The following is a 23,047-nucleotide window of genomic DNA, read 5'->3' on the forward strand; positions in this document are numbered from 1 at the left end:
GATGCTCTATTACGCGATCGTCTTCCTTCCACTCCTGGGCTTTCTGATTGCCGGTCTTTTCGGCAATCAGTTGGGTGCCAAGGCGTGTGAATTTATCACTTCCGGCTTTATGGTCGTTGTTGCCGCATTGTCTTGGGTTGCATTTTTCACTGTTGCTATGGGCGACAGCGAACCAATTCGCATCTCCGTCTTGCATTGGGTAACATCGGGTGAATTGTCATTCGATTGGGCTTTGCGCATTGATACGCTGACAGCAGTGATGCTGGTGGTGGTCAACAGCGTGTCCGCTTTGGTACATATTTACTCGATCGGCTATATGCATCATGATCCGCATCGTCCGCGTTTCTTTGCTTACCTGTCGCTGTTTACTTTCGCCATGCTCACATTGGTGACATCGGATAACCTGATCCAGATGTTCTTTGGTTGGGAAGGTGTTGGTCTTGCATCCTATTTGCTGATTGGCTTCTGGTTCAAAAAACCATCTGCCAATGCTGCGGCGATGAAGGCTTTCGTGGTCAACCGCGTTGGTGACTTCGGCTTCCTGCTTGGTATCTTCGGTGTGTTTGCTCTGTTTACCGCAGTGGATTACGACACCATCTTTAAAGCGGCCGGCACTTATATGAGTGCTGGCGAAGGTGCAGACGAAGTTGTTCTGAACTTCTTGGGGCTTTCCTTGACCAAAGGCTCGGCTTTAACAGTGGTTTGCCTGCTGTTGTTCATGGGTGCGATGGGTAAATCGGCGCAGTTCCTGCTGCACACTTGGTTGCCGGATGCGATGGAAGGCCCGACACCTGTGTCGGCTCTCATTCACGCGGCCACCATGGTAACCGCCGGTGTCTTCATGGTTGCGCGTATGTCGCCAATCTTTGAATTGTCACCGGATGCACTCATTGTCGTGACCATCATTGGTGCCACAACTGCTTTTTTTGCCGCAACCGTTGGTCTGGTGCAAAACGATATCAAGCGCGTCATTGCTTACTCCACCTGTTCGCAGCTCGGTTACATGTTCGTGGCGCTTGGTGTTGGCGCTTATGGTGCGGCGGTGTTCCACCTGTTCACGCATGCTTTCTTTAAAGCACTTCTGTTCTTGGGCGCAGGTTCTGTGATCCATGCGGTTTCCGACGAGCAGGATATGCGTCGCATGGGCGGTTTGCGCAAACTCATCCCGACCACCTATTGGATGATGATTATCGGGACAGTCGCGCTGACAGGTCTTGGTATTCCGGGCACCATCATCGGTACTGCCGGATTCTTCTCCAAAGATGCGATCATTGAATCGGCCTTTGCGTCGACAAGCCCGGCTGCAGGTTATGCCTTCACTCTTTTGGTTGTGGCTGCACTTTTCACCAGCTTCTATTCATGGCGTCTGATTTTCATGACCTTCCACGGCAAGCCACGCGCTTCTGCAGAAGTGATGCATCATGTGCATGATTCACCGCCTGTAATGCTCGTTCCATTGTTCATTCTGGCCTTCGGTGCATTATTTGCCGGTGTGTTCTTTGTCAGCTATTTCTTCGGCGATCATTATGACGCTTTCTGGAAGGGTGCGCTTTTCACCGCAGCTGACAATCACATTATGGAAGAAGCCCATCACGTACCAACTTTGGTCAAGTGGTCACCTTTCATTGTCATGGCAATCGGCTTTGTGCTGGCATGGATTTTCTACATCCGGTCGCCAAAAATCCCTTCGGAACTGGCCGGACGTCATCCGGGTCTTTACCGGTTCCTGCTCAACAAGTGGTATTTTGACGAGCTCTATGACTTCCTTTTTGTCCGTACTGCACGTGGTCTCGGCCGTTTCTTCTGGAAAGTCGGTGACGGCTGGCTGATCGACGGCTTTGGCCCGAACGGAATTTCCGCTCGTGTGCTCAATATCACCAACCGTGTTGTTAAAATGCAGACCGGTTTCCTTTATCACTACGCATTCGCGATGCTGATCGGCGTCGCCGCGCTCGTCACTTGGATGATGCTCGGGAGCACTTTCTGATGACTGACTGGCCCATTTTATCAACGGTTACGTTTCTGCCGCTCATCGGTGCTCTGCTCATCTTTTTGATTAAAGATGAGGGAGAGGCCGCGCGCCGCAACATTCGTAATGTCGCATTACTGACAACAGTTTTTGTATTCATCCTTTCACTGGTCGTTTGGGCCGGCTTCGATAATGAGAATGCCGGTTTCCAGATGGTGGAAAAGATTGAATGGCTGGGTGGTGGCATCAGCTACCACATGGGCGTCGACGGTATTTCGGTACTGTTCGTTGTGCTCTCGGCTTTCCTGATGCCTTTCTGTATTCTTGCCAGTTGGCTGTCAGTACAAAAACGCTTGAAGGAATATATGATCGCGTTTCTTATTCTTGAAACGCTGATGATCGGTGTGTTCTGTGCACTCGATCTGTTCCTCTTCTACGTTTACTTTGAAGCAAGTTTGATCCCGATGTTCATCATCATCGGTGTCTGGGGTGGTGAACGCCGCGTTTATGCATCGTTCAAATTCTTCCTCTACACGCTGCTTGGTTCGGTTCTGATGCTGATTGCTATCATGGCAATGTACTGGCAGGCAGGCACGATGGATATTGTTGAACTGCATAAGTTCAATTTCCCGGCCTCAATGCAAACATGGCTGTGGCTGGCATTCTTCGCATCCTTTGCCGTCAAGATGCCGATGTGGCCGGTGCATACATGGTTGCCGGATGCCCACGTAGAAGCACCGACTGCCGGTTCGGTTATTCTGGCGGGTATTTTGCTGAAGCTCGGTGGTTACGGTTTCATCCGTTTCTCGTTGCCGATGTTCCCGCTCGCATCTGCCGATTTCGCACCATTGGTGTTCACGCTCTCGGTTATCGCAATTATCTACACATCACTTGTCGCCTTTGTGCAGACAGACATTAAAAAGCTCATTGCTTATTCGTCTGTCGCGCATATGGGGTATGTGACGATGGGTATTTTTGCGGCCAACGAGCAGGGACTTCAGGGCGCGATTTTCCAGATGCTTTCACACGGTATCGTGTCGGGCGCACTTTTCCTTGGTGTCGGTGTTATTTATGACCGCATGCATACAAGAGAGATTGCCGCCTTTGGTGGTCTGGTCAACAACATGCCGAAATATGCTGTTGCATTCCTGATCCTCACCATGGCGAATGTGGGCTTGCCGGGTACTTCTGGTTTCATCGGCGAATTCCTGACATTGTTCGGTGTTTTCCGTGTGAATACCTGGATTGCGGTTCTTGCAACCTCAGGCGTGATCTTCTCGGCGGTCTATGCCCTTTGGCTCTACCGTCAGGTCATCTTCGGTGCGCTGACCAAGGAAAGTCTCAAAGGCATTCTGGATCTCAGCCCGCGTGAAAAGCTGATCCTCTATCCGCTCGTGGCTCTCACGATCTTCTTTGGTGTGTATCCTATGCCGGTCTTCGACGTGACTGCCGGTGCAGTACATGCCTTGATTAATCAATACGACGCAGCGCTGGCAAATGCCGCAAGCGCAGCGCTGGCGCAGTAAGGAATAAGGCGAAGGCCGATGCAGACCGACCTGATAGCTAATCTCACACTCGCAGCTCCGGAGGTTCTCCTTGCCCTGAGCGCGCTTGCGTTGCTCATGATTGGGGTTTTTTCCGGCTCGCGAGCCTCAACAATCGTCAACGGATTGACCGTTGCCGTGCTGATTGCAGCATTGGCTCTGGTCATTCTGTTCCCGCATGACGGAAAAGCTTTCGGCGATGCTTATATCGCCGACGGTTTCGGACGCTACATGAAAATCCTGACCTTGATCGGCTCCATCGTGACGCTGATCATGTCGGTCGGCTATGCGCGTGAAGAAAAGTTCGACAAGTTTGAATTCCCGGTTCTGGTGGTACTTGCCACACTGGGTATGCTCCTGATGGTTTCGGCATCCAATATGCTGACACTTTATATGGGCCTCGAATTGCAGTCGCTGGCACTTTATGTGCTGGCTGCTTTTAACCGCGACAGCGTTCGCTCGACAGAAGCTGGTTTGAAATATTTCGTTCTCGGTGCTCTGTCTTCCGGTATGATGCTTTATGGTATCTCACTGGTTTACGGCTATACCGGCCATATCGGCTTTGCAGAAATTGCACAGGCAGTATCGGGCGGCGAACGTGAACTCGGACTGGTCTTTGGTCTGGTCTTCATTCTGGCCGGTCTTTGCTTCAAAATTTCGGCTGTTCCGTTCCATATGTGGACACCGGATGTGTATGAAGGCTCGCCGACACCAGTAACAGCTTTCTTTGCGGCTGCTCCTAAAATGGCTGCAATGGCGCTGATCATGCGTGTGGTTGGTGAAGCTTTCGCACCGATTACGCATGACTGGCAGCAGGTGATCATTTTCGTAGCACTTGCTTCCATGATCTTGGGGGCCTTTGCAGCAATCGGTCAGCGCAACATCAAACGCCTGATGGCTTATTCATCCATCAGCCATATGGGTTATGCGCTTGTCGGTCTGGCAGCTGGCACCGAAATCGGTGTGCGCGGCGTGCTGATCTACATGCTGATTTACCTCATCATGACCCTTGGCACCTTTGCTTTCATTCTGGCAATGCGCACCAAACAGGGCAGTGTTGAAGGCATTTATGATCTGGCCGGTTTGTCGCGTTCAAATCCAATGATGGCAACTGCGATGACCATTTTATTGTTCTCGCTTGCCGGTATCCCGCCTTTGGCTGGTTTCTTTGGTAAGTGGTACACATTTGTGGCAGCTGTTCAGGCGGGTCTCTATCCGCTGGCGATCATCGGTATCGTGGCTTCTGTTGTTGGTGCTTTCTATTACTTACGCATGATCAAGATCATGTGGTTTGATGAACCTGCACCAGAGAAGTTCCTGCCGATGGCCGGTGAACTTCGTTTGGTACTGGGTGTATCAGCATTGCTTACTCTGCTCTATGGCCTCTATGCAGGTTATGTGGTGGAATGGGCTGCGACTGCTTCCCAGACATTCTTTTGATGTCGGATATAAATAATGACATTCTTTTGATGTCTGAATTACAAAATAAGGAGTGAGCGATGCACTTCTCGCTTTCTCCAATTGCACAAAGTCAATCCTATCGTCTCGAAACATTCGAGACGATAGGTTCGACCAACGCGGTAGCTCTTGAACGGGCTGCCAGCGGCGATCAGGGTAAAATCTGGTTTGTCTCCAAGCGACAGGAAAGTGGCCGTGGCCGTCGAGGCCGAGCATGGTCGACACCGGAAGGTAATCTAGCTTCCACTTTGCTGCTTGTTGAGCATTTTGATATCAAAATTGCTGCTACATTAGGGTTCGTTGCAGGTTTGAGCCTTGCGGAAGCGCTTGAAGCTGTTTTTTCAAACAGTGCTACCAAAAATACCCCTAAGGTCACGCTCAAATGGCCGAATGATGTTTTCGTCAATGGCGCTAAATTATCCGGCATTTTGCTGGAAACAACATTGCTTTCTCAAAATCGCTTTGGCCTAGCGATTGGTATCGGCACCAATATTGTTAGCCATCCGACTGATTTGCCCTATGAAGCCACATGTTTGCAAAAGCTTGGCAGTGATTGTGATGCGGAAACGCTTTTTATGGCGCTCTCCGATGCATGGGCGGTGAATTATCAGATCTGGAACAATGGCTTAGGCTTGGATGCTATTCGCCTGAAATGGCTTGAACACGCGCACCAACTGGGCAATCCTGTTTCTGTGATGGTAGATGATAAACTTGTCGAAGGTGTTTTTGAAACAATCGATAGTTCTTGCCGACTGGTTATTCGCGCGGATGATGGAATACGCACAACAATTACGGCTGGTGATGTCTATTTTGGTACAGTGGCATCGGTGCGTAACAACACTTAAACAGTTAATTATTAAGTTGTGATCAGCTGCGGGCTTGCAATGCTTAGTTATTCAGTCCACCTGTTCATCAACAATAGTGATTATGAATTAAGGAGGCTCTATGCCCCGCACACACAATACTCAACTCGTCTTTTTGCCGCTAGGCGGTGTCGGTGAAATCGGTATGAACTTAGCCATGTATGGCTATGGACCCGAGGAGAACCGTGAGTGGATTGTGGTTGATATGGGGGTGAGCTTCGCCGGACCCGAACATCCGGGCGCTGATTTGATCCTGCCGGATATCCGTTTTCTGGAAGCTGAAAAGCACAATGTGCGCGCCATTATCATCACGCACGCGCATGAAGATCATTATGGCGCCTTGCTGGATTTGTGGCCGCGCATTAAAGCGCCGGTTTATGCCACGCCTTTTACGGCTGGTTTGCTGGAAGCTAAACGTCAGGGCGAATATAATGCCCCTGAAATTCCGGTAACCATCTATAAAGCCGGTGAAACTTTCGAAGCAGGGCCTTTCAAGATCGAAGCTTTGGCGGTCACGCATTCGATCCCTGAACCAGTATCATTGGCAATTACCACTGAACTTGGCACCGTTATTCATACGGGTGACTGGAAAATCGATCCGGAACCAACTTTGGGACCGTTGATTGATGAAGCACGCTTCCGCGCACTTGGTGATGCCGGTGTGCTCGCGCTGATCTGTGACAGTACCAATGCATTGCGTGAAGGTGAATCACCGTCCGAACGTGAAGTGTCGAACAGTCTGCGGGAATTGATTGAAAAAGCGCGTGGCCGTGTTGCGATCACCACTTTCTCATCCAATGTCGGCCGTATTCGCTCTATCGCCGAGGCTGCACGTGATGCCGGCCGTCAGGTGCTGATCGTTGGCCGCTCGATGAAACGTGCCATTTCGGTTGCGACCGAACTTGGCTATATGGAAGGCTTGCCGGAATTTTTGAGCGAAGAAGATTATGGCTATATTCCGCGTGAAAATGTGGTGATGATTTTGACCGGTAGTCAGGGGGAATCGCGCGCGGCATTAGCCAAATTATCCCGCGATGAAATGCGTAGCCTTGCGCTGACCGCCGGAGACACGGTGATTTATTCGTCGCGTGCCATTCCGGGCAATGAAAAAGCTATTATCGAGACCAAGAATCGCTTGATCGAGCAGGGCATCAAAATCATCACCGATGAAGATGGTTTGGTGCATGTTTCCGGCCACCCGCGTCGTAATGAATTGCGTCAGATGTATAAGTGGGTACGTCCGCAAATTTTGGTGCCGGTGCATGGTGAGGCGGCTCATCTTGTTGGTCAGGCGTCACTTGGAGCGATGGAAGGTATCGGCCAGATTGCACAAGTGCGCGACGGCGGTATTTTGAAATTGGCACCAGGTGAAGCAAAAGTCATTGACGAAGCACCGATTGGCCGTTTGTTTAAAGACGGAAAGCTGATTGGCGACGAAGATGAAGTCGGTATCACCGAACGTCGCAAGCTGGCTTATGTCGGTCATGTTGCCGTTTCTGTTCTGCTCGATAGCAACCTGAAGATTGAAGGTGAACCGGATGTGGTAGCCTTTGGCTTGCCGGAAGAGGACGGGCAGGGTGATCTGATTGAAGACATTCTTTATGATGCCGCGACGAGTGCGGTTGAAAGCATTCCAAGAGCACGCCGTAAGGATTTGGGTCTGGTGCAGGAATCAGTGCGCCGTGCAGTGCGCGCTAGCGCTAACGAGGTTTGGGGTAAAAAGCCGGTCGTGACGGTTTTTGTAAACCGCACCCGTTAAATCATAATTGAATCAGCGGGAGGGGAACATGCTGGGACGATTAAATCATGTGGCGATTGCTGTGCCGGATCTGGGGACAGCAATCAAACTTTACCAAGATACGCTTGGTGCCACGGTTACTGCTCCTCAGGCATTGCCTGAGCATGGCGTGACTGTCGCTTTCATTGATGTCGGCAACACAAAAATTGAATTGCTGGAGCCGCTGGGCGAAAAATCTTCCATTCAAAGCTTTATTGATCGCAATCCATCCGGCGGCATGCATCATGTTTGCTATGAAGTGGCTGATATTTTGCAGGCGCGTGACCAGCTGAAGGCAGAAGGTGCGCGTATTTTGGGAGACGGCGAACCTAAAATCGGTGCGCATGGCAAACCGGTTTTATTTTTGCATCCCAAAGATTTTAACGGTACATTGATTGAGTTGGAAGAGGTTTAATCATGTCGCTGATGTCTGGAGTTGCTGTTTATTTTATCATCTGGTGGACAGCTTTGTTCGCACTTTTGCCGGTTGGTTTAAGAACGCAGGATGATGAAAATGAAGTGATTCTGGGTACGGTTTCCAGTGCTCCGGCGCGCCCACGGATTTGGCTTGCCTTTTTCCGCACAACCATTGTGGCGACCATACTTTTCGGCCTTTATTATTATATCACTCAGATGAGCGGTTTTAGTCTTGATGACATCCCGCATTTCTATCCCGATCTTAAATAATTACAGATCAAAAACAGTGCAGGACAAGGTGAATTCCTTGGATGATAAGCCTTATCCTGCAAGCCTGTGGATAAGTTTTAAATTTTTTATTTTATAATTTCAGTTGAATTGATGAAAATAAGTCATTGATTTTGAGACATTAAATTTTCTCTCTATTAGATTTGGCTAATTGGGTTTTATGTTCTCAGCAACAAATTGCCTGCGTTTTAGAAGAATTCGCGATCTATAAACGGATTAGTAACCCTGCTTCCATTAGGATGAACGAATTAGGTTGTGGTGTGTCGCTTGCGCCGCAGTGAAAAAAATACCAGTGTTCAGGTGGGTATCGTAGTGCGTATTGCGTTTTTTCAAGCTGCTTCTGCCATCAAAAAAACAGCTCATGCTGCCTTGTTAATGGCTGTCATGACAGGTTGTGCAACATCTCAGGTCGTGCCCGCAGCGGCTGCGCCTGCTAATGATAAATATGCAGCCATTGTTGTTGATGCCAATACGGGCAAAACGCTGTTCGGTTCCAGTGCCGATGCAAAGCGTTATCCGGCATCGCTGACCAAAATGATGACGCTCTATATGCTGTTTGAAGCGATGAAATCTGGACGTGTCAATCGCAATACGCCGATTCCTGTTTCTGCTTATGCTGCATCACGCCCGCCGACAAAAATTGGTTTCAAACCTGGTCAGTCCATTCCGGCTGAAGCTGCAATTCTGGCATTGATTACCAAATCTGCTAATGACGTTGCTGCTGCTGTTGGTGAATATCTTGGTGGTTCGGAAGAGCGTTTTGCGCAGATGATGACCGCAAAAGCTAAGCGTCTTGGTATGCGCAGCACTGTTTTCCGCAATGCGTCGGGTTTGCCGAATATGCAGCAGCATTCGACTGCGCGTGACATGGCAATTTTGGGCATGGCTTTGCGCCAGCATTTTCCTAACGAATATGCTTATTTCTCCAAGCGCAGCTTTACCTATCGCGGTCAGACCATCAATGGTCATAACCGTTTGCTTGGACGTGTAGAAGGTGTTGATGGCATTAAAACCGGTTACACCAACGCTTCCGGCTTCAATCTGGTTTCATCGGTCAATGTTGGCGGCAAGCAAATGGTTGCTGTTGTGATGGGTGGTCGCTCCGCTGCCAGCCGTGATAAACACATGCAGGAACTGATTGCCAAATATCTTCCGCAGGCTAGCCGTGGACGGGGTAATAATGCATTGATCGCCGCGCGTGCTGATGGAACGATCAATGTTGCCTCTGTCTCCTTGCCAACGGCTAAAGAGGCACCGCTGCCGGTTATGCGTCAGGATGGCGGTATTGAGCAGGTTATCAACGGTGAGTTTGGCGAAGGTGATCGTGAGCAGGAACAGCCTCAGGTCTTGGCGCTTGCTGCCCCAATGGCTCGCCCAGCCGCTAAAGCCATCGAGAATGTGATTGTGCCAACACCGCGTGCAGAAGTACCGAATGTTGCCAATAATGCCGTCAATAACAATGTTGACCCTGTCACTACTGCATCATCAGCTGCGCCAACAGGTGGCTGGGCAGTGCAGATAGGTTCTTTGCCAAGTGAAGATCAGGCACGTTCGATGCTCGCGAAGGCCAATGCATCGGTTGGCGGTCTGAAATCTGCCTCGCCATATACTGAAACATTCCAGATGAATGGCACTAAATTTTATCGTGCGCGGTTTGTAGGATTTAGCAGTAAGCAGGCAGCGTGGAATGCATGTGCCGCTTTGAAAAAGCAGAAATACGGTTGCTACGCGATCGCTAACTAAAGAAACAACCTCGTGTTTTGTTGCCACAGTCTTTGTGACGACCGTTGAAAAAACCCGCAATGTTTTGAGTGAAGGGGTTTCACAATGTCGAAGATGTACCATGTGCAGTCTGTTGGTTCATTAAGAGAGCCATCTGATTGGAATCACTATGAAGCAGAAGTTGCGCCAAAGCCGTCGCTTTTCTCGGTTCAATTGTTGCGCGAAGCAGCCTTGAGCCTGGTTGAATTACGTCGTGTATCGCATTCTTTTCAGGCGCGTGATCTGGTAGCCTTATTGAAGTGCCATGCAGCGCGCAGACAGCGGGCAGCGATGCCGAAAGCAACAATTCACATGAAAACTATTGTCAGTTGCGGTCGTCAGGCTGTACGTATCGTTTTGAAATAATGTGGATATGGCGGCGTCTTATAAACCGTCGCAAACATTAGAGCATGTCTCCCAAAAGTGGGCACCGGTTTTGGGATAAAGACATGCGTAAAAACAAAACGCTAGAGCGAGCGCAGTGGATACGATTAAGCGCGACACGCTCTAGAACAGTTGAGGGCGTGTCTCATTCAGATGAGCGCGCTTTTTTATTGTCATGAATTTATAGGTAGTCAAAAGAATCCAGTAGAAAAACAGGCAGTATTTATGAAGATTGTATTGATTGGAAAATAATAGAAATTAGCGGGGTTGCGCCACTTTCAACGATAATCATATGATTTGAAGAAAGTGGCGCGAGTGACGGGGCTCGAACCCGCGACCTCCGGCGTGACAGGCCGGCACTCTAACCAACTGAGCTACACCCGCGCATCTCATTCCGGTTGAACCGGACTTGGTAACCGACGTTTCCGTCTGGTGTGTGGCTCGTTTAAGGTGTTCGCTTGCGACTGTCAAGCGAACAAACTGAAGAAATATGCTGAATGTTGATAAGAATGCAAAAAACTTTGAAAGTCGGTGTATTTGGGCGTTCTTTTTAAGCGGAAAAGCTAAAAAGTGCCGATTTATCAGACAGCTAGAGTGAAATTTATATGCTTCCAACAATCGGAAACATCCTTTGATTCTGCTAAAAATGAATCATCCTGCGCGTAAAAGCCGGATCGCTTCGTCACGGCTGAACAAATAGAGCAAGGTGCGTAGTGCTTCGCCGCGTGGTGTAGTTAGCTCTGGATCTTTCTCCAGTACCAGCCGTGCATCTTTACGTGCAATTTCTAACAAATCAGAATGCACTTCAAGCGAAGCCAGTTTAAAGCCGGGGGTGCCGGATTGCTTGGTGCCAAGCAATTCACCTTCGCCACGCAGTTTTAAATCTTCCTCAGCGATACGGAAGCCATCTTCGGTTTCGCGCATCACTTTAAGACGCGCTTTGGATATTTCACCAAGCGGGCCTTTGTAAAGTAGTAGGCACGATGAGGCTTTCTCACCGCGCCCGACACGACCGCGCAACTGATGCAATTGCGCAAGGCCGAAGCGCTCGGCATGTTCAATGACAATGATGGTCGCATCCGGGACATCGACGCCCACTTCAATAACGGTGGTGGCAATCAGCAGTCTTGTTTCACCTTGTTTGAAGGCACGCATGGCTTCGTCTTTTTCGGCGCCGGTCATACGGCCATGAATAAGGCCGACCTGATCGCCGAACACTGTTTGCAGGGTGTGGAAGCGCTCTTCTGCGGAAGTAAGTTCGACATGTTCCGATTCTTCCACCAACGGGCAGATCCAGTAAATCTTCTGCCCGTTTTGTACGGCGCTTTGCATGCGCTCAATCAACTCGTCCAGACGTTCCAGCGGTAATGTCACTGTGGTGATCGGGCGTCGTCCTGCAGGTTTTTCGGTAAGCTTGGATACATCCATATCGCCAAAGGCGGTGAGCACGAGCGTGCGTGGAATAGGGGTCGCAGTCATCACCAGCATGTCAGGTGCTGTGCCCTTGGCCGTCAGCATCAGGCGCTGATGCACACCAAAACGATGCTGCTCATCAATGATGGCGAGCACCAGATCATGATACTCGACCTTTTCTTGAAACAGCGCATGGGTTCCGATGATAATGTGGATTTCGCCTATGCGTAACTCGTCCAAGATACGTTGACGTTCGCGCCCTTTTTCACGACCTGTCAAAAGCGCGGTTTTCAAGCCGACAGCTTCCGCCAAAGGTGCGATCGTTGCATAATGCTGGCGTGCAAGCACCTCTGTTGGTGCCATTAGGGCTGATTGACCGCCAGCTTCCACCGCATGTGCCATGGCAAGCAAACCGACAATGGTTTTGCCGGAACCGACATCGCCTTGCAGTAAGCGCAGCATCCGCTGCGGCTCTTTCAAGTCAGCAATAATCTCTTGAATGGCTGTCTGTTGGCTGCCGGTTAATTGATAAGGCAGTTTTTGCAAAACCTTCTGAATAATTTTGCCGGTTCCCTGTAATGGGCGCCCAGAGAGTTTGCGTGTTTTTGCGCGCACCAATGCCAAAGCCAATTGTCCAGCCAGTAATTCATCATAAGCCAAGCGCCGGCGGTATGGGCTTTCCAGCTCAATATCCTGTGGCTCTTCCGGCTGATGCATATGACGTAAAGCTTGGTTATGATCGGGAAAAGCTTCCCGTTTGATCAGGGTTTCATCAATCCATTCCGGCAATTGCGGAATGCGGGTTAAGGCTTCATCAATGGCGCGGTTGAGCGTCTTGGGCGACAGGCCAGCCGTGGTCGGATAGACCGTTTCTAATAATGGCAGGGCGTCGGTGTCATGAATACTGGCAATATAATCCGGGTGCACCATCTGGGCGCGTCCATTAAACCACTCCACTTTACCGGAAATAACAACCGTTTCGCCTTCAGGCAGCACTTTATGCAGCCACGGTATCTGTGCATGGAAAAATACAAGCGTAATTTCGCTTGTGTCGTCATGGGCAATAACACGATGCGGCGCATTTGAGCGGGTTTTGCCGGACGCAGAAAAAGCCGGTTGGTGAAAATCCACCACCACTTCCAAAGTGACAATAGCGCCATGTTCGGCCAAATTGACAGTCGGGCGGAAGCGTCGGTCAATCACCGAGCTTGGCGGATAATAAATCAGTTGTCCGACACGTGGCTCATGCCCTGGTTCTGTGCCGAGTAATTTTGCAAGCAAAAGCGACACTTTTGGCCCGATACCGGGAAGTGTTCTGGCGGAGGCAAAAAACGGATCAAGCAGTGAAGGGCGCATGACCCCAAGCTTTAAACGGATTTTCGTTGCATGCAAGTCACTGTGGTAAAAATTTGTGCACTTTTTGTTCTGGATTGCTTAAAAGAGCAAAACAGGTTCCCACATTGCAAATAAATACTGTATAGCGAAGTGAATAGAGTTGAAGCGGAGTGCATTTTTATGACTGACAGTACTGAAGCCACAACTGCAGCGGTTGATAGAGCAGCGGCAAGAGCTGATCTTGATGTCAGACGCAGAAAATTGTTGTTTCGTTCATGGCATCGCGGCATGAAAGAGATGGATATCATCTTCGGCCAATATGCAGATGAATATATTGCCGGTTTCACCGATGCTCAACTTGATGAATATGAGCATTTGCTGGAAGTGCTGGATCGTGACTTGTTTAAATGGGTAACCGGTGAAAGTGCCATCCCCGCAGAATTTGATACGCCATTGTTCCGCGATATTATAGATTTCCGCAAACGTATTGCATTTTAGTAATATCCGTCTTGAAATCACCTGCTGCAATGTAAATCATAGAGTTTTGTCTGATGTCCGTATTTTCCAAATTTGGTTTGAAGCCTTCAAAAAACGCGCATGTCACTATTGATGGTGTGGCGGATGGTTTTGAAGGCTTTTGCCTTGCCAGATTAGTTGAAGAAGTCGGCGAGGGCGGCCCTTTATTATTTGTAATGCGTGACGGCCAGCGTGTGGCGGATCTGGAGCAGGTTTTAAACTTTGTGCGTCCTGATCTTCCGGTGCTGCACCTGCCTGCATGGGACTGTTTGCCTTATGATCGCGTCTCACCGGGTGCCGATACCAGTGCGCGCAGATTGGCAGCATTGGCACATTTATCCAATTTGCAACAGCAACGTCATCCGGCGGTTATTTTAACCACCGCCAATGCAGTATTGCAAAAACTGCCGCCGCGCGCAGCACTCTCCGATCAGGTGATTTCGGCGCGTCCGGGCAATCGTCTTAACATGAACGAACTGGCTGGAAAACTGGAGCGCAATGGCTTTGAACGTGTGCCCACCGTGCGCGATGTGGGCGAATTTGCTGTGCGTGGTGGGATTCTAGATCTCTTTGTACCTGGAACAGGAGAACCTGTGCGGCTTGATTTCTTTGGCGATACGTTAGAATCAATTCGCACTTTTGATCCGGGCAGCCAGCGCACCAGTGGCAATCAAAAAGAGTTTGTTCTTCAGCCGATGAGCGAAATTACGCTCTCGCCGGAAATGATCAGCCGTTTTCGCACGCAATATGTGCAGATGTTTGGAGCGCCATCCCGTGATGATGCGCTTTATCAGGCTATCAGCGAGGGGCGCCGTTTTGCCGGTATGGAACATTGGTTGCCGCTCTTTTATGACGAGCTGGAAACTGTGTTTGATCACGCCGGTTCTATGCCGGTGGTGTTCGATCATCTTGTTGTTGAGGCTTTGGCTGAGCGTCACACATTGGTGCTTGATCATTATGAAGCGCGTGAACGTCAGGCCACGGGCAAAGAGCCGGGCGATAGTGTGCCTTATAAACCAGTGCGTCCGTCCGCACTTTATATGTCGCCAAAACAAGTGCAGGAGCACGCGCAAGCTGCCGGTATGCGCATTGATTTAACGCCGTTTGGCGCGCCGGAAGTGGCAGGCCGCATCGTCATTCATGCCAATGTGCAGGCAGCCAGAAACTTTGCTGAAGAACGTGCCGCCACTGATGTGAACCTCTTTGAAGTGGTGGTTAAATACCTCGCTGATCTTAGAGCGTCAGGTAAAAAAGTTATGCTTGCCGCATGGAGCGACGGCTCGCTTGACCGGTTAATGCAAGTGCTCGGCGAGCATGGTCTTGAAAAGATCGAAACGGTTGATGAGCTGCGCACCGTTAAAGCCTTGTCGCGTGATAAAATAACCGCGGCCGTGTTGGCGATTGAAAGTGGTTTCACTGCCAGCGATCTTGTGGTGGTGGCCGAGCAGGATATTTTAGGCGACCGTTTGGTGCGCCGCACCAAGAAGCGCAAGCGTGATCAGGATTTCATATCGGATGCAGGAGCGCTGACGGCTGGCGATATTGTCGTCCATGTCGATCACGGTATTGGTAAATTTATTGGGCTGAAAACCATCACGGCTGCCGGTGCGCCACATGATTGCTTGGAAATTCACTATGCCGGCGATGACCGTCTGTTCTTGCCGGTGGAAAATATCGAGCTTTTGTCACGCTTTGGCGGTGAGGGTTCGACGGCACTTTTGGATAAGCTTGGTGGCGGCGCATGGCAGGCACGTAAAGCCAAGCTTAAAAAGCGATTGCTGGAAATTGCCGGACATCTCATTCAGATCGCAGCCGAGCGTCAGATGCGCGGTGCGCCGGTAATGCCGCCGCCAGAAGGGCTTTATGCTGAATTTGCAGCGCGCTTCCCATATGATGAGACCGAAGACCAGTTGAGCGCCATTGAGGCAATCACTGATGATCTGTCGCTTGGTCGTCCGATGGATCGCCTGATTTGCGGCGATGTGGGCTTTGGTAAAACCGAAGTGGCATTGCGCGCGGCCTTTATTGCTGCGCTCAATGGTTTTCAGGTAGCTGTAGTTGTGCCGACAACGCTGCTGTCGCGCCAGCATTTCAAGACATTTTCAGCGCGTTTCCACGGGCTGCCGATCAATGTGGCGCAAGCCTCACGTTTGGTTGGTGCCAAGGAGTTGTCGCAGGTCAAAAAAGATGTGGCAGACGGCAAGGTCGATATTGTCGTCGGTACCCATGCACTGCTTGGCAACGGCATCAAGTTTAAAAATCTAGGCCTTCTCATCATCGATGAAGAGCAGCATTTCGGCGTGAAGCACAAAGAGCGTCTGAAAGATTTGAAATCAGACGTTCATGTGTTGACCCTTTCTGCCACACCAATTCCGCGCACATTACAATTGGCGCTGACAGGTGTGCGTGAATTGTCACTGATTACCACGCCACCGGTTGACCGTATGGCGGTGCGTACATTCATTTCACCGTTTGATCCTTTGGTGATCCGTGAAACATTGATGCGCGAGCACTATCGCGGCGGTCATAGTTTCTATGTTTGTCCGCGTGTGTCTGATCTGGCTGAGATCAAAGAATTTTTGGATGAACATGTGCCGGAACTGAAAGTGGCTGTAGCGCACGGTCAGATGGCACCGGGTATGCTTGATGACATCATGAATGCATTCTATGAAGGCCAATATGATGTGCTGCTTTCAACCACAATCGTCGAGTCCGGTCTTGATGTGCCGACCGCTAACACGCTGATCGTTCACCGTTCTGATATGTTTGGTCTGGCGCAGCTTTATCAGATCCGCGGGCGGGTGGGGCGTTCCAAGCAGCGTGCATTCGCGCTCTTTACATTGCCGGTCGGGCGCACATTAACTGCAACGGCAGAACGACGCCTAAAAGTGCTGCAATCCTTGGATACGCTTGGTGCCGGCTTCCAGCTTGCCAGCCATGATATGGATATTCGCGGGGCGGGCAATTTGCTGGGTGAAGAACAATCAGGCCATATTAAAGAGGTTGGTTTCGAGCTTTATCAGCAAATGCTGGAAGAGGCGGTTGCCGAATTGCAGGGCACGGAAGTGGTGGAAAATAGTCAGTGGTCGCCGCAGATTTCTATCGGCACGGCTGTGATGATACCGGAAACTTATGTACCGGATCTGCAATTGCGCCTTGGTCTTTATCGTCGTCTCGCCGATCTGGAAGAAACGCAGGATATAGATGCCTTTGCCGCCGAGCTGATTGACCGTTTTGGTCCGCTGCCCGAAGAAGTGCAGCATTTGCTCAAAATCGTCTTCATCAAGGCGCTATGCCGCAAGGCTAATGTCGAGAAACTGGATGCAGGGCCAAAGGGCATTGTTATCCAGTTCCGTGACAAGATATTCCCTAATCCGGTCGGTCTGGTGAAAATGATTGGTGAGCAGGGTTCGCTGGCTAAAATTCGTCCGGATCAAAGCATTGTGCTGATCCGCGATTGGCCGACACCGGAAAAACGCCTCACAGGCGCGGCTGTTGTGATGACGCAGCTCGCAAAAATTGCAGCTGCGTGATCTCTCACGCAGCTGCTTAAATTTCAGTTGAAATGAAGTCCTTAATTAACGGTCTTCAATGATGCCGGGTTCAAATCCGCTGGCGGCTTGGCTGATTGCATCAGCCAAGACTTCTGCACTTTGTGCGCCCATAACGGCATATTTCTGATCGATAATGAAGCAAGGTACGCCGCGCACACCAATGCGGGTGGCTGTTTCGATCTCTTGGACAATATTTTGTTTGTCAGCTTCTGTTTCAAGTAGTTTTTCAATCACCGGTGCTTCAAGGCCAGCTTTATCCGCTGCTTCCACCAGCACTTTATGGTCACCGATATTTTGGCCTTGCTCGAAATAGCGTGAGAACAATTCGCCAACCAGTTTGTCTTGTGCATCCGGTATACCGGCCTGTGCTGCCCAGTGAATGACGCGATGCGCATCCAATGTGTTGGGTGCTATTTCAATTGCATCGAAATCAAATTCGATATCATTATCTTCGCCAAGTTTAATCAGCTGATCGTGAATTTCATTAATCCGCGACGCAGAACCCAGTTTTTCTTTTATATAGGCTTGGCGGTCTTTGCCACCAGACGGAATGGTCGGGTCAAGTTGATAAGGACGCCAGCGAACTGTGGCTTCCACATCTGGCAGCAGTTCTAAAGCCTGCTGTAAGCGTTTGCGGCCTACAAAGCACCACGGGCATACCACATCCGATATAACATCGATGGTTATTGGTTTGGCAGGCATGATTTATCCTTTTAAAAATGCACTTTTCATTCACAAAACATATTCAGGACTTGACTTTATTGTAAGGGGAAACTTTGTTTTGTGCTGGCAAAATTATACCTTTCTCACAGGTGTTACATTTTAGGTTAAAAGAAGAAATACCAGATAACCAACACTGCAAAAAACGGCACGCCCATCATCCATAAAATTCCTGCACGTAACATGAGTGTCTCCTTTTTCAAATTCTTTATTGGTTTGTTTACAAAGCTCATTGGTGAAAAAAGCTTCTATAAAAAAGCAAACTGCTGACGCGGAAAATGGTTCCGCTTTTATTGAAAAATCAGATAATATAAGTAGCGATTTTGGCATTTTGCAGCTGGATTTGAAGCGCTTTCAGGTGGCTTTGAAGTAAAAAACTGATTCATTGATCCGTATTTTTGATGGTTTCGGCAAACTTTTATCAAACCCTTATTCTCTTGTTTGGAGCATTTGGGAGGGGATAAAACCTGTTTGAGTTAATTAATTTCATGCTGCTCTGTCCCTTGTGGAATACGGGATCGAGCAAGATTTAGAAGTGTCTCATATGAATAGAATCTCGTGTTCGGGTGGACACGAAATGAAATATCTATATAATAATCGTGAAATCTGAATTTGGTGATTTTTTTATACTAAAATTTTTAAGTTTATACTTATGGTTTTAGTATAATAATTCATGTTTACTTGTTTAAGGAGGTTAGGTCTGCCCGACAAGGCAGGGTTAATTTTAATGTATGGTATTTATTACGGATAACGATAGTAAAGAAACTTCCGAAAAAATAAAAATCTCTTTGAAAAATGTTTTCAAAGTTTTTGGCGACCGGCCGGAGCGCGCTCTAAAAGAATTAAAGTCCGGAAAATCCAAGACTGATATTCATCGAGAAACTGGCTGTACCATTGGTGTGGATGATGCCGGATTTGATATTATGGAAGGTGAGATTTTCGTTATTATGGGGCTTTCAGGCTCCGGAAAATCAACACTGTTACGATTGCTGAACCGCCTCATTGAACCAACTTCCGGTGTCATTGAAGTTGATGGCCGCGACATAACCAAAATGTCGAAAGCCGAACTGATTGATCTGCGCCGCCGTGATATGAGTATGGTTTTCCAGTCGTTTGCGTTGTTGCCGAACCGAACTGTGTTGAATAATGCAGCTTTTGGTTTGGAAATTGCCGGTGTTGGTGAAGCCGAACGTCATGAAAAAGCGATGAAAACGCTTGCAGCTGTTGGCCTTGAGGCCTATGCGCATAGCAAGCCTGATGAATTATCAGGTGGTATGAAGCAGCGCGTTGGTTTGGCGCGTGCTCTGGCAAGCGAGCCGACTATTTTGCTGATGGATGAAGCTTTCTCGGCTCTTGACCCACTTATCCGTACTGAAATGCAGGATGAACTCATCCGCTTGCAATCAGAAAACAGCCGCACCATTATTTTCGTCAGTCACGATCTGGATGAAGCAATGCGTATTGGTGACCGTATTTGCATTATGCAGCATGGCAAGGTTGTGCAGGTGGGAACACCGGATGAAATCGTCTCGCAACCAGCCAATGACTATGTGCGTTCCTTCTTCCGAAATGTGGATGTTTCACAGGTCTTCAAGGCAGGCGACATTGCCCGCAGCACACAATTGACCATTATTGAGCGTCATGGTGTTTCTGCTGCGGCAGCACTAAAACAAATGGAAAGTGCCGGTCGTGAAGTGGCAATCATTGTTGGTCGTGATCGTGGTTATCATGGTATGATCAGTAAGGATGCGCTGATTGAGCGCTTGAAATCTAAAGTTGAGCAGCCTTACCGTGAAGCTTTCATTCCGGATTTAGAGCCGATACAGGCGGAAGAATCCTTGTCTGATGTGCTGGGGCGTGTGGCTGAAAGCCGCTGGCCTGTACCGGTGGTGGATGAAAATAACCGCTATATTGGTGCGATCAGCAAGACTGCACTGCTTGAAACTCTCGACCGTGCCGGTTGAGCGCAACCATTCTGCTTCTTGTGAAGCATTGGAATTGTGTGCGTGGAAACAAAGATAAGGATGCATAAAAGCATCCGGAACGGACGGATAAAATGAATTTCGAATTTAGTATCGGTAAAGGTGCCGATATTCTCGTCAATTATATTCTAGATCACTTCACTCCGCTGCTGGACGCAATTTCTGCGGCCATCGGGCTGGTAACCGGCAGCATCCAACAGGTTTTGCTGTCATTGCCACCATTGGCTGGCATCATTATTTTGGCAGCGCTCAGCCTGTGGCGCGTTGGTGGAAAATTTGCTATTTTTACACTGATCGCGATGGCACTAGTGCTGCATATGGGGCTTTGGTCAGGCATGATGCAAAGCCTGTCACTCGTGCTGGCGGCAACAATTATTGCCATGCTGATTGGTATACCGCTCGGCATTTGGATGGCGCGCAGTGAAACAGTGGCGACCATCACGCGCCCAGTGCTCGATCTGATGCAAACCATGCCGGCCTTTGTTTATCTCATTCCGGCTGCGATGTTCTTTGGTCTTGGCGCTGTGCCAGGCACCATTGCAACGGTTATTTTCTCGATGCCGCCAGTGGTGCGTCTTACCAATCTTGGTATTCGTCAGGTTGATGGCGAATTTATTGAAGCTGGTCTTGCCTTTGGTTGTACCGGCAAACAGCTTCTGTTCAAGGTACAATTACCCAATGCCATGCCGTCCATTATGGCGGGTGTAAATCAGACCATCATGCTGTCGCTGTCGATGGTAGTGATCGCATCCATGATTGGTGCGGGTGGTCTTGGTAATACGGTTCTCACCGGCATTCAGCGCCTTGATGTGGGCACTGGTTTTGAAGGTGGTCTGGCCGTGGTTATTCTGGCGGTCGTGCTTGACCGGATTACCCAGAGTTTTGGCAAGGAGCGTTCGGGCTTCCTCAAGCGCCTTGCTTTTTTCAAGAAAAATGGAAGCGACGAAAAACAGCCTGTGCTGAATAAACAGGAAGCATAAAAGCTGTTTGATAGTGAATTTATGCATCACTTTTTGAATTGTTCTTTCAAAAATTGAACACATGAAGCGATGCATTTAAAAAATAAAAACCGAAAAGGAGAAGATATGTTTGGGAAACTGACACGTCTAAGCCTGGCGGCATTGCTGGCGGGAACTATGGCAACTTCAGCATTGGCACAGGATGCTAAGACCGTAAAACTGGGTTGGGCACCGTGGTCTGATGCGGAGTTTGTTACCAAGCTCGCAGCCAAGCTTCTCGAAGATAAATATGGCCAGAAGGTCGAGCTGGTTCAGACCGATGTAGCACCGCTTTATCAGGGCGTAAGCCGTGGTGATCTGGACGCGATGATGATGGCATGGCTGCCTGCAACGCACGAAGATTATTATAAGCGTGTGGAAAGCAAGGTTGAAAACTTAGGGCCCGTCTATGAGGGCGCAAAGCTTGGCTGGGTAGTGCCGGCATATATTCCGGAAAGCGAGATTAACTCGATTGAAGATCTGAAAAAGGCTGAAGTTCAGGAAAAACTGAAAGGCCAGATTCAGGGCATTGATCCGGGTGCCGGTCTCACCCGCTTGTCGGAAGAAGCGGTTAAATCTTATGGTTTGAATTACAAATTACAGATTTCCAGTGAAGCAGCGATGCTCACAACTGTTGATCGTGAAATGCGTAAAGACGGTTGGTTTGTCGCTACCGCTTGGAGCCCGCATTGGATGTTCGGTAAATATAAGCTGCGTTATATTGACGATCCGGAAAAAGCTTTAGGCGATGCCGAACATGTCGATGTATTGGCGCGTCAGGGCTTTTCAGAAGAAAATCCTGAAGCTGCCGGTTTCTTGAAACGGATGAAACTGCCGATTGATGAGCTGGAAGCTGCGATGTTCAATGCGCAGGAAACTTCTTATGAAAAAGCGGTCGATAAATATATTGAAGAAAACCCTGACCGCATCAAGGAATGGGTTGAAGACAAATAAGTAAACTCAAAGCGGCGGTTTCTAATATGAAGCCGCCGCTTTTTTAATTAGCTGCGGCGAGCAAATAAAATGCCGCAAATAATGATGATACCGCCGATAATCTGCATCATACCGATTGGCTCATTAAGGATGAGCCATGCCAGAATGGCAGCCACAACCGGTTGGATCAGCAAAGTCAGCGATGAGAATGAGGCAGGCAGATAGGCCAGAGCATAGGTGATTAGCCCCTGACCGCCTGCATGGGCAATGAGAGCAAGCCCGATGAGAATTCCCCAGCCATAAAGGGTCAGTGGAAACAGATTGGTTTCAAACGCCACAGATACGATCAGCATGGCAAGGCTGGCGGAGATTGTACTGGCAATCATGATTTGCATGGCGGTAAACTTTGCCCGCAGCTTGCCAAGAAATAAAATATAACCGGCATAAAACATTGCCGCTATCAGAGCGAGGCCGTCACCTTTGACCTGACCATCAGTCAGTCCTGCCACGCCGCCCTTTAAAACCACCAAACCAATACAAGCAAGTATGAGGCCGATGACAAAAGGGCGGGTCGGGCGGATGCCCAAGAATATCCACGCACCGGCTGCCACGAAAATAGGCGCCATATTGGCAAGCAATGTCGCATTGGCAACAGTGGTGATGTTGAGAGCTGCATGCCAGAGCGCCAGATCACCTGCTAAAAATAAACCCGGAATACCAAGTTCAAAATAGTCACTCCAAGTGGTTGTTTCCGCTCTTTGCACCGGTGTGATAAATATTTTATCGATAGCCAATAAAGGCAGCAATGCTAATGCCAGACGCCAGAAAGCTGTTGCCAGTGGACCGGTTTCGGAAAGGCGAACAAAAATAGGAGAGGTTCCGATAGCCACCCCACCCAAAAAGAGCGCAATCATAGCCAGATTTACGGGAGTTTTTTTAGAGCTCGCAAACATTATTTCGCCAATACAAAAAAACAAACCGGCGGGCATGCTTACGGGCAAAATAGTTTGCCATTCAGGGATGCTTATTAAGCATTTGCTGTCGGTTGGGAAAGAATAAAAGAGCCGCGAAACGGCTCTTTTGAAAGTTATTAAAAGATAATCATCGACAATGCAACGTAAAGAGCCGGATGAAA

The 23,047-nt window shown here is 49.1% G+C and carries 18 protein-coding genes and 1 tRNA gene; 15 read left to right on the plus strand and 4 right to left on the minus strand.

Annotated elements, in window-relative coordinates:
* Position 1 precedes the first annotated feature (1 nt).
* From nuoL to ACI0FR_RS05790, 9 genes are all read left to right on the plus strand, one after another.
* On the plus strand, positions 2–1,987 hold the full coding sequence (gene nuoL / locus ACI0FR_RS05750; RefSeq protein ID WP_404906275.1) for an NADH-quinone oxidoreductase subunit L: 1,986 nt from the start codon (positions 2–4) through the stop codon (positions 1,985–1,987).
* Positions 1,987–3,495 carry an NADH-quinone oxidoreductase subunit M gene (locus ACI0FR_RS05755; RefSeq protein WP_374830265.1) on the plus strand — a complete coding sequence of 503 codons (1,509 nt, stop codon included), beginning with the start codon at positions 1,987–1,989 and terminating at the stop codon, positions 3,493–3,495. Before nuoL ends, ACI0FR_RS05755 begins: the two co-directional genes overlap by 1 nt.
* A gap of 18 nt (positions 3,496–3,513) precedes the next feature.
* Positions 3,514–4,953, plus strand: coding sequence for an NADH-quinone oxidoreductase subunit NuoN (nuoN, locus tag ACI0FR_RS05760; protein ID WP_374830267.1), 1,440 nt, complete (start codon positions 3,514–3,516; stop codon positions 4,951–4,953).
* Positions 4,954–5,012: 59 nt separating this feature from the next.
* Positions 5,013–5,816: a biotin--[acetyl-CoA-carboxylase] ligase gene (locus tag ACI0FR_RS05765; protein ID WP_404906274.1), complete on the plus strand. Its 804-nt coding sequence runs from the start codon at positions 5,013–5,015 to the stop codon at positions 5,814–5,816.
* Positions 5,817–5,916: 100 nt separating this feature from the next.
* Positions 5,917–7,593 (plus strand): ribonuclease J, encoded by a 1,677-nt coding sequence (locus tag ACI0FR_RS05770; RefSeq protein WP_404906273.1) that lies wholly within the window; start codon positions 5,917–5,919, stop codon positions 7,591–7,593.
* 28 nt (positions 7,594–7,621) lie between these two features.
* The gene (gene mce, locus ACI0FR_RS05775; RefSeq protein ID WP_374830273.1) at positions 7,622–8,026 is read left to right on the plus strand and encodes a methylmalonyl-CoA epimerase; all 405 of its coding nucleotides are present in this window, start codon (positions 7,622–7,624) and stop codon (positions 8,024–8,026) included.
* A 2-nt stretch (positions 8,027–8,028) separates the two neighbouring features.
* A complete protein-coding gene (locus ACI0FR_RS05780; RefSeq protein ID WP_374830275.1) occupies positions 8,029–8,298 on the plus strand; it encodes a DUF1467 family protein in 270 nt (89 codons plus the stop codon).
* A 330-nt stretch (positions 8,299–8,628) separates the two neighbouring features.
* Positions 8,629–10,059, plus strand: a complete 1,431-nt coding sequence (locus tag ACI0FR_RS05785) for an SPOR domain-containing protein (RefSeq protein WP_404906338.1) — start codon at positions 8,629–8,631, stop codon at positions 10,057–10,059.
* Between the two features lie 84 nt (positions 10,060–10,143).
* Positions 10,144–10,443 carry a hypothetical protein gene (locus ACI0FR_RS05790; RefSeq protein WP_404906272.1) on the plus strand — a complete coding sequence of 100 codons (300 nt, stop codon included), beginning with the start codon at positions 10,144–10,146 and terminating at the stop codon, positions 10,441–10,443.
* A gap of 325 nt (positions 10,444–10,768) precedes the next feature.
* Here the strand turns inward: ACI0FR_RS05790 and ACI0FR_RS05795 are convergent.
* Both ACI0FR_RS05795 and recG read right to left on the minus strand, forming a co-directional pair.
* Positions 10,769–10,845: transfer RNA gene (locus ACI0FR_RS05795), tRNA-Asp, on the minus strand.
* A gap of 267 nt (positions 10,846–11,112) precedes the next feature.
* Positions 11,113–13,230: an ATP-dependent DNA helicase RecG gene (gene recG / locus ACI0FR_RS05800; protein WP_404906271.1), complete on the minus strand. Its 2,118-nt coding sequence runs from the start codon at positions 13,228–13,230 to the stop codon at positions 11,113–11,115.
* A 159-nt stretch (positions 13,231–13,389) separates the two neighbouring features.
* Here recG and ACI0FR_RS05805 point away from each other — a divergent pair, with 159 nt between their 5' ends.
* Positions 13,390–13,707: an FAD assembly factor SdhE gene (locus ACI0FR_RS05805; RefSeq protein WP_404906270.1), complete on the plus strand. Its 318-nt coding sequence runs from the start codon at positions 13,390–13,392 to the stop codon at positions 13,705–13,707.
* 53 nt (positions 13,708–13,760) lie between these two features.
* The gene (mfd, locus tag ACI0FR_RS05810; RefSeq protein WP_404906269.1) at positions 13,761–17,258 is read left to right on the plus strand and encodes a transcription-repair coupling factor; all 3,498 of its coding nucleotides are present in this window, start codon (positions 13,761–13,763) and stop codon (positions 17,256–17,258) included.
* 45 nt (positions 17,259–17,303) lie between these two features.
* On the opposite strand, the gene ACI0FR_RS05815 is transcribed toward mfd, so the two are convergent.
* Positions 17,304–17,981 (minus strand): DsbA family oxidoreductase, encoded by a 678-nt coding sequence (locus ACI0FR_RS05815; protein WP_374830284.1) that lies wholly within the window; start codon positions 17,979–17,981, stop codon positions 17,304–17,306.
* A 253-nt stretch (positions 17,982–18,234) separates the two neighbouring features.
* Here ACI0FR_RS05815 and ACI0FR_RS05820 point away from each other — a divergent pair, with 253 nt between their 5' ends.
* The 4 genes from ACI0FR_RS05820 to ACI0FR_RS05835 all read left to right on the plus strand — a co-directional run bounded on the left by ACI0FR_RS05820 (position 18,235) and on the right by ACI0FR_RS05835 (position 21,933).
* Positions 18,235–18,372, plus strand: a complete 138-nt coding sequence (locus tag ACI0FR_RS05820; protein WP_374830286.1) for a hypothetical protein — start codon at positions 18,235–18,237, stop codon at positions 18,370–18,372.
* Between the two features lie 358 nt (positions 18,373–18,730).
* Entirely contained in the window at positions 18,731–19,963 is a 1,233-nt protein-coding gene (gene proV / locus ACI0FR_RS05825; protein WP_374830288.1) for a glycine betaine/L-proline ABC transporter ATP-binding protein ProV, read from the plus strand.
* 92 nt (positions 19,964–20,055) lie between these two features.
* On the plus strand, positions 20,056–20,961 hold the full coding sequence (locus ACI0FR_RS05830) for an ABC transporter permease (protein WP_374830290.1): 906 nt from the start codon (positions 20,056–20,058) through the stop codon (positions 20,959–20,961).
* A 105-nt stretch (positions 20,962–21,066) separates the two neighbouring features.
* On the plus strand, positions 21,067–21,933 hold the full coding sequence (locus ACI0FR_RS05835; protein ID WP_374830292.1) for a glycine betaine ABC transporter substrate-binding protein: 867 nt from the start codon (positions 21,067–21,069) through the stop codon (positions 21,931–21,933).
* A gap of 47 nt (positions 21,934–21,980) precedes the next feature.
* Here ACI0FR_RS05835 and ACI0FR_RS05840 read toward each other — a convergent pair whose 3' ends face one another.
* Positions 21,981–22,865, minus strand: a complete 885-nt coding sequence (locus tag ACI0FR_RS05840) for a DMT family transporter (protein ID WP_374830294.1) — start codon at positions 22,863–22,865, stop codon at positions 21,981–21,983.
* Positions 22,866–23,047: the final 182 nt, after the last annotated feature.

It is taken from the genome of Paenochrobactrum sp. BZR 201-1, assembly GCF_044987585.2.
Taxonomy (GTDB): domain Bacteria; phylum Pseudomonadota; class Alphaproteobacteria; order Rhizobiales; family Rhizobiaceae; genus Paenochrobactrum; species Paenochrobactrum pullorum.

Bases quoted from the DNA above. Each gene is read 5' to 3' on its own strand.
- recG (WP_404906271.1), bottom strand. From the start codon at position 13,230: ATGCGCCCTTCACTGCTTGATCCGTTTTTTGCCTCCGCCAGAACACTT.
- mce (WP_374830273.1), top strand. From the start codon at position 7,622: ATGCTGGGACGATTAAATCATGTGGCGATTGCTGTGCCGGATCTGGGG.
- ACI0FR_RS05830 (WP_374830290.1), top strand. From the start codon at position 20,056: ATGAATTTCGAATTTAGTATCGGTAAAGGTGCCGATATTCTCGTCAAT.
- ACI0FR_RS05770 (WP_404906273.1), top strand. From the start codon at position 5,917: ATGCCCCGCACACACAATACTCAACTCGTCTTTTTGCCGCTAGGCGGT.
- ACI0FR_RS05765 (WP_404906274.1), top strand. From the start codon at position 5,013: ATGCACTTCTCGCTTTCTCCAATTGCACAAAGTCAATCCTATCGTCTC.
- ACI0FR_RS05780 (WP_374830275.1), top strand. From the start codon at position 8,029: ATGTCGCTGATGTCTGGAGTTGCTGTTTATTTTATCATCTGGTGGACA.
- nuoN (WP_374830267.1), top strand. From the start codon at position 3,514: ATGCAGACCGACCTGATAGCTAATCTCACACTCGCAGCTCCGGAGGTT.
- nuoL (WP_404906275.1), top strand. From the start codon at position 2: ATGCTCTATTACGCGATCGTCTTCCTTCCACTCCTGGGCTTTCTGATT.
- proV (WP_374830288.1), top strand. From the start codon at position 18,731: ATGGTATTTATTACGGATAACGATAGTAAAGAAACTTCCGAAAAAATA.
- mfd (WP_404906269.1), top strand. From the start codon at position 13,761: ATGTCCGTATTTTCCAAATTTGGTTTGAAGCCTTCAAAAAACGCGCAT.
- ACI0FR_RS05790 (WP_404906272.1), top strand. From the start codon at position 10,144: ATGTCGAAGATGTACCATGTGCAGTCTGTTGGTTCATTAAGAGAGCCA.
- ACI0FR_RS05815 (WP_374830284.1), bottom strand. From the start codon at position 17,981: ATGCCTGCCAAACCAATAACCATCGATGTTATATCGGATGTGGTATGC.
- ACI0FR_RS05835 (WP_374830292.1), top strand. From the start codon at position 21,067: ATGTTTGGGAAACTGACACGTCTAAGCCTGGCGGCATTGCTGGCGGGA.
- ACI0FR_RS05755 (WP_374830265.1), top strand. From the start codon at position 1,987: ATGACTGACTGGCCCATTTTATCAACGGTTACGTTTCTGCCGCTCATC.
- ACI0FR_RS05840 (WP_374830294.1), bottom strand. From the start codon at position 22,865: ATGTTTGCGAGCTCTAAAAAAACTCCCGTAAATCTGGCTATGATTGCG.
- ACI0FR_RS05805 (WP_404906270.1), top strand. From the start codon at position 13,390: ATGACTGACAGTACTGAAGCCACAACTGCAGCGGTTGATAGAGCAGCG.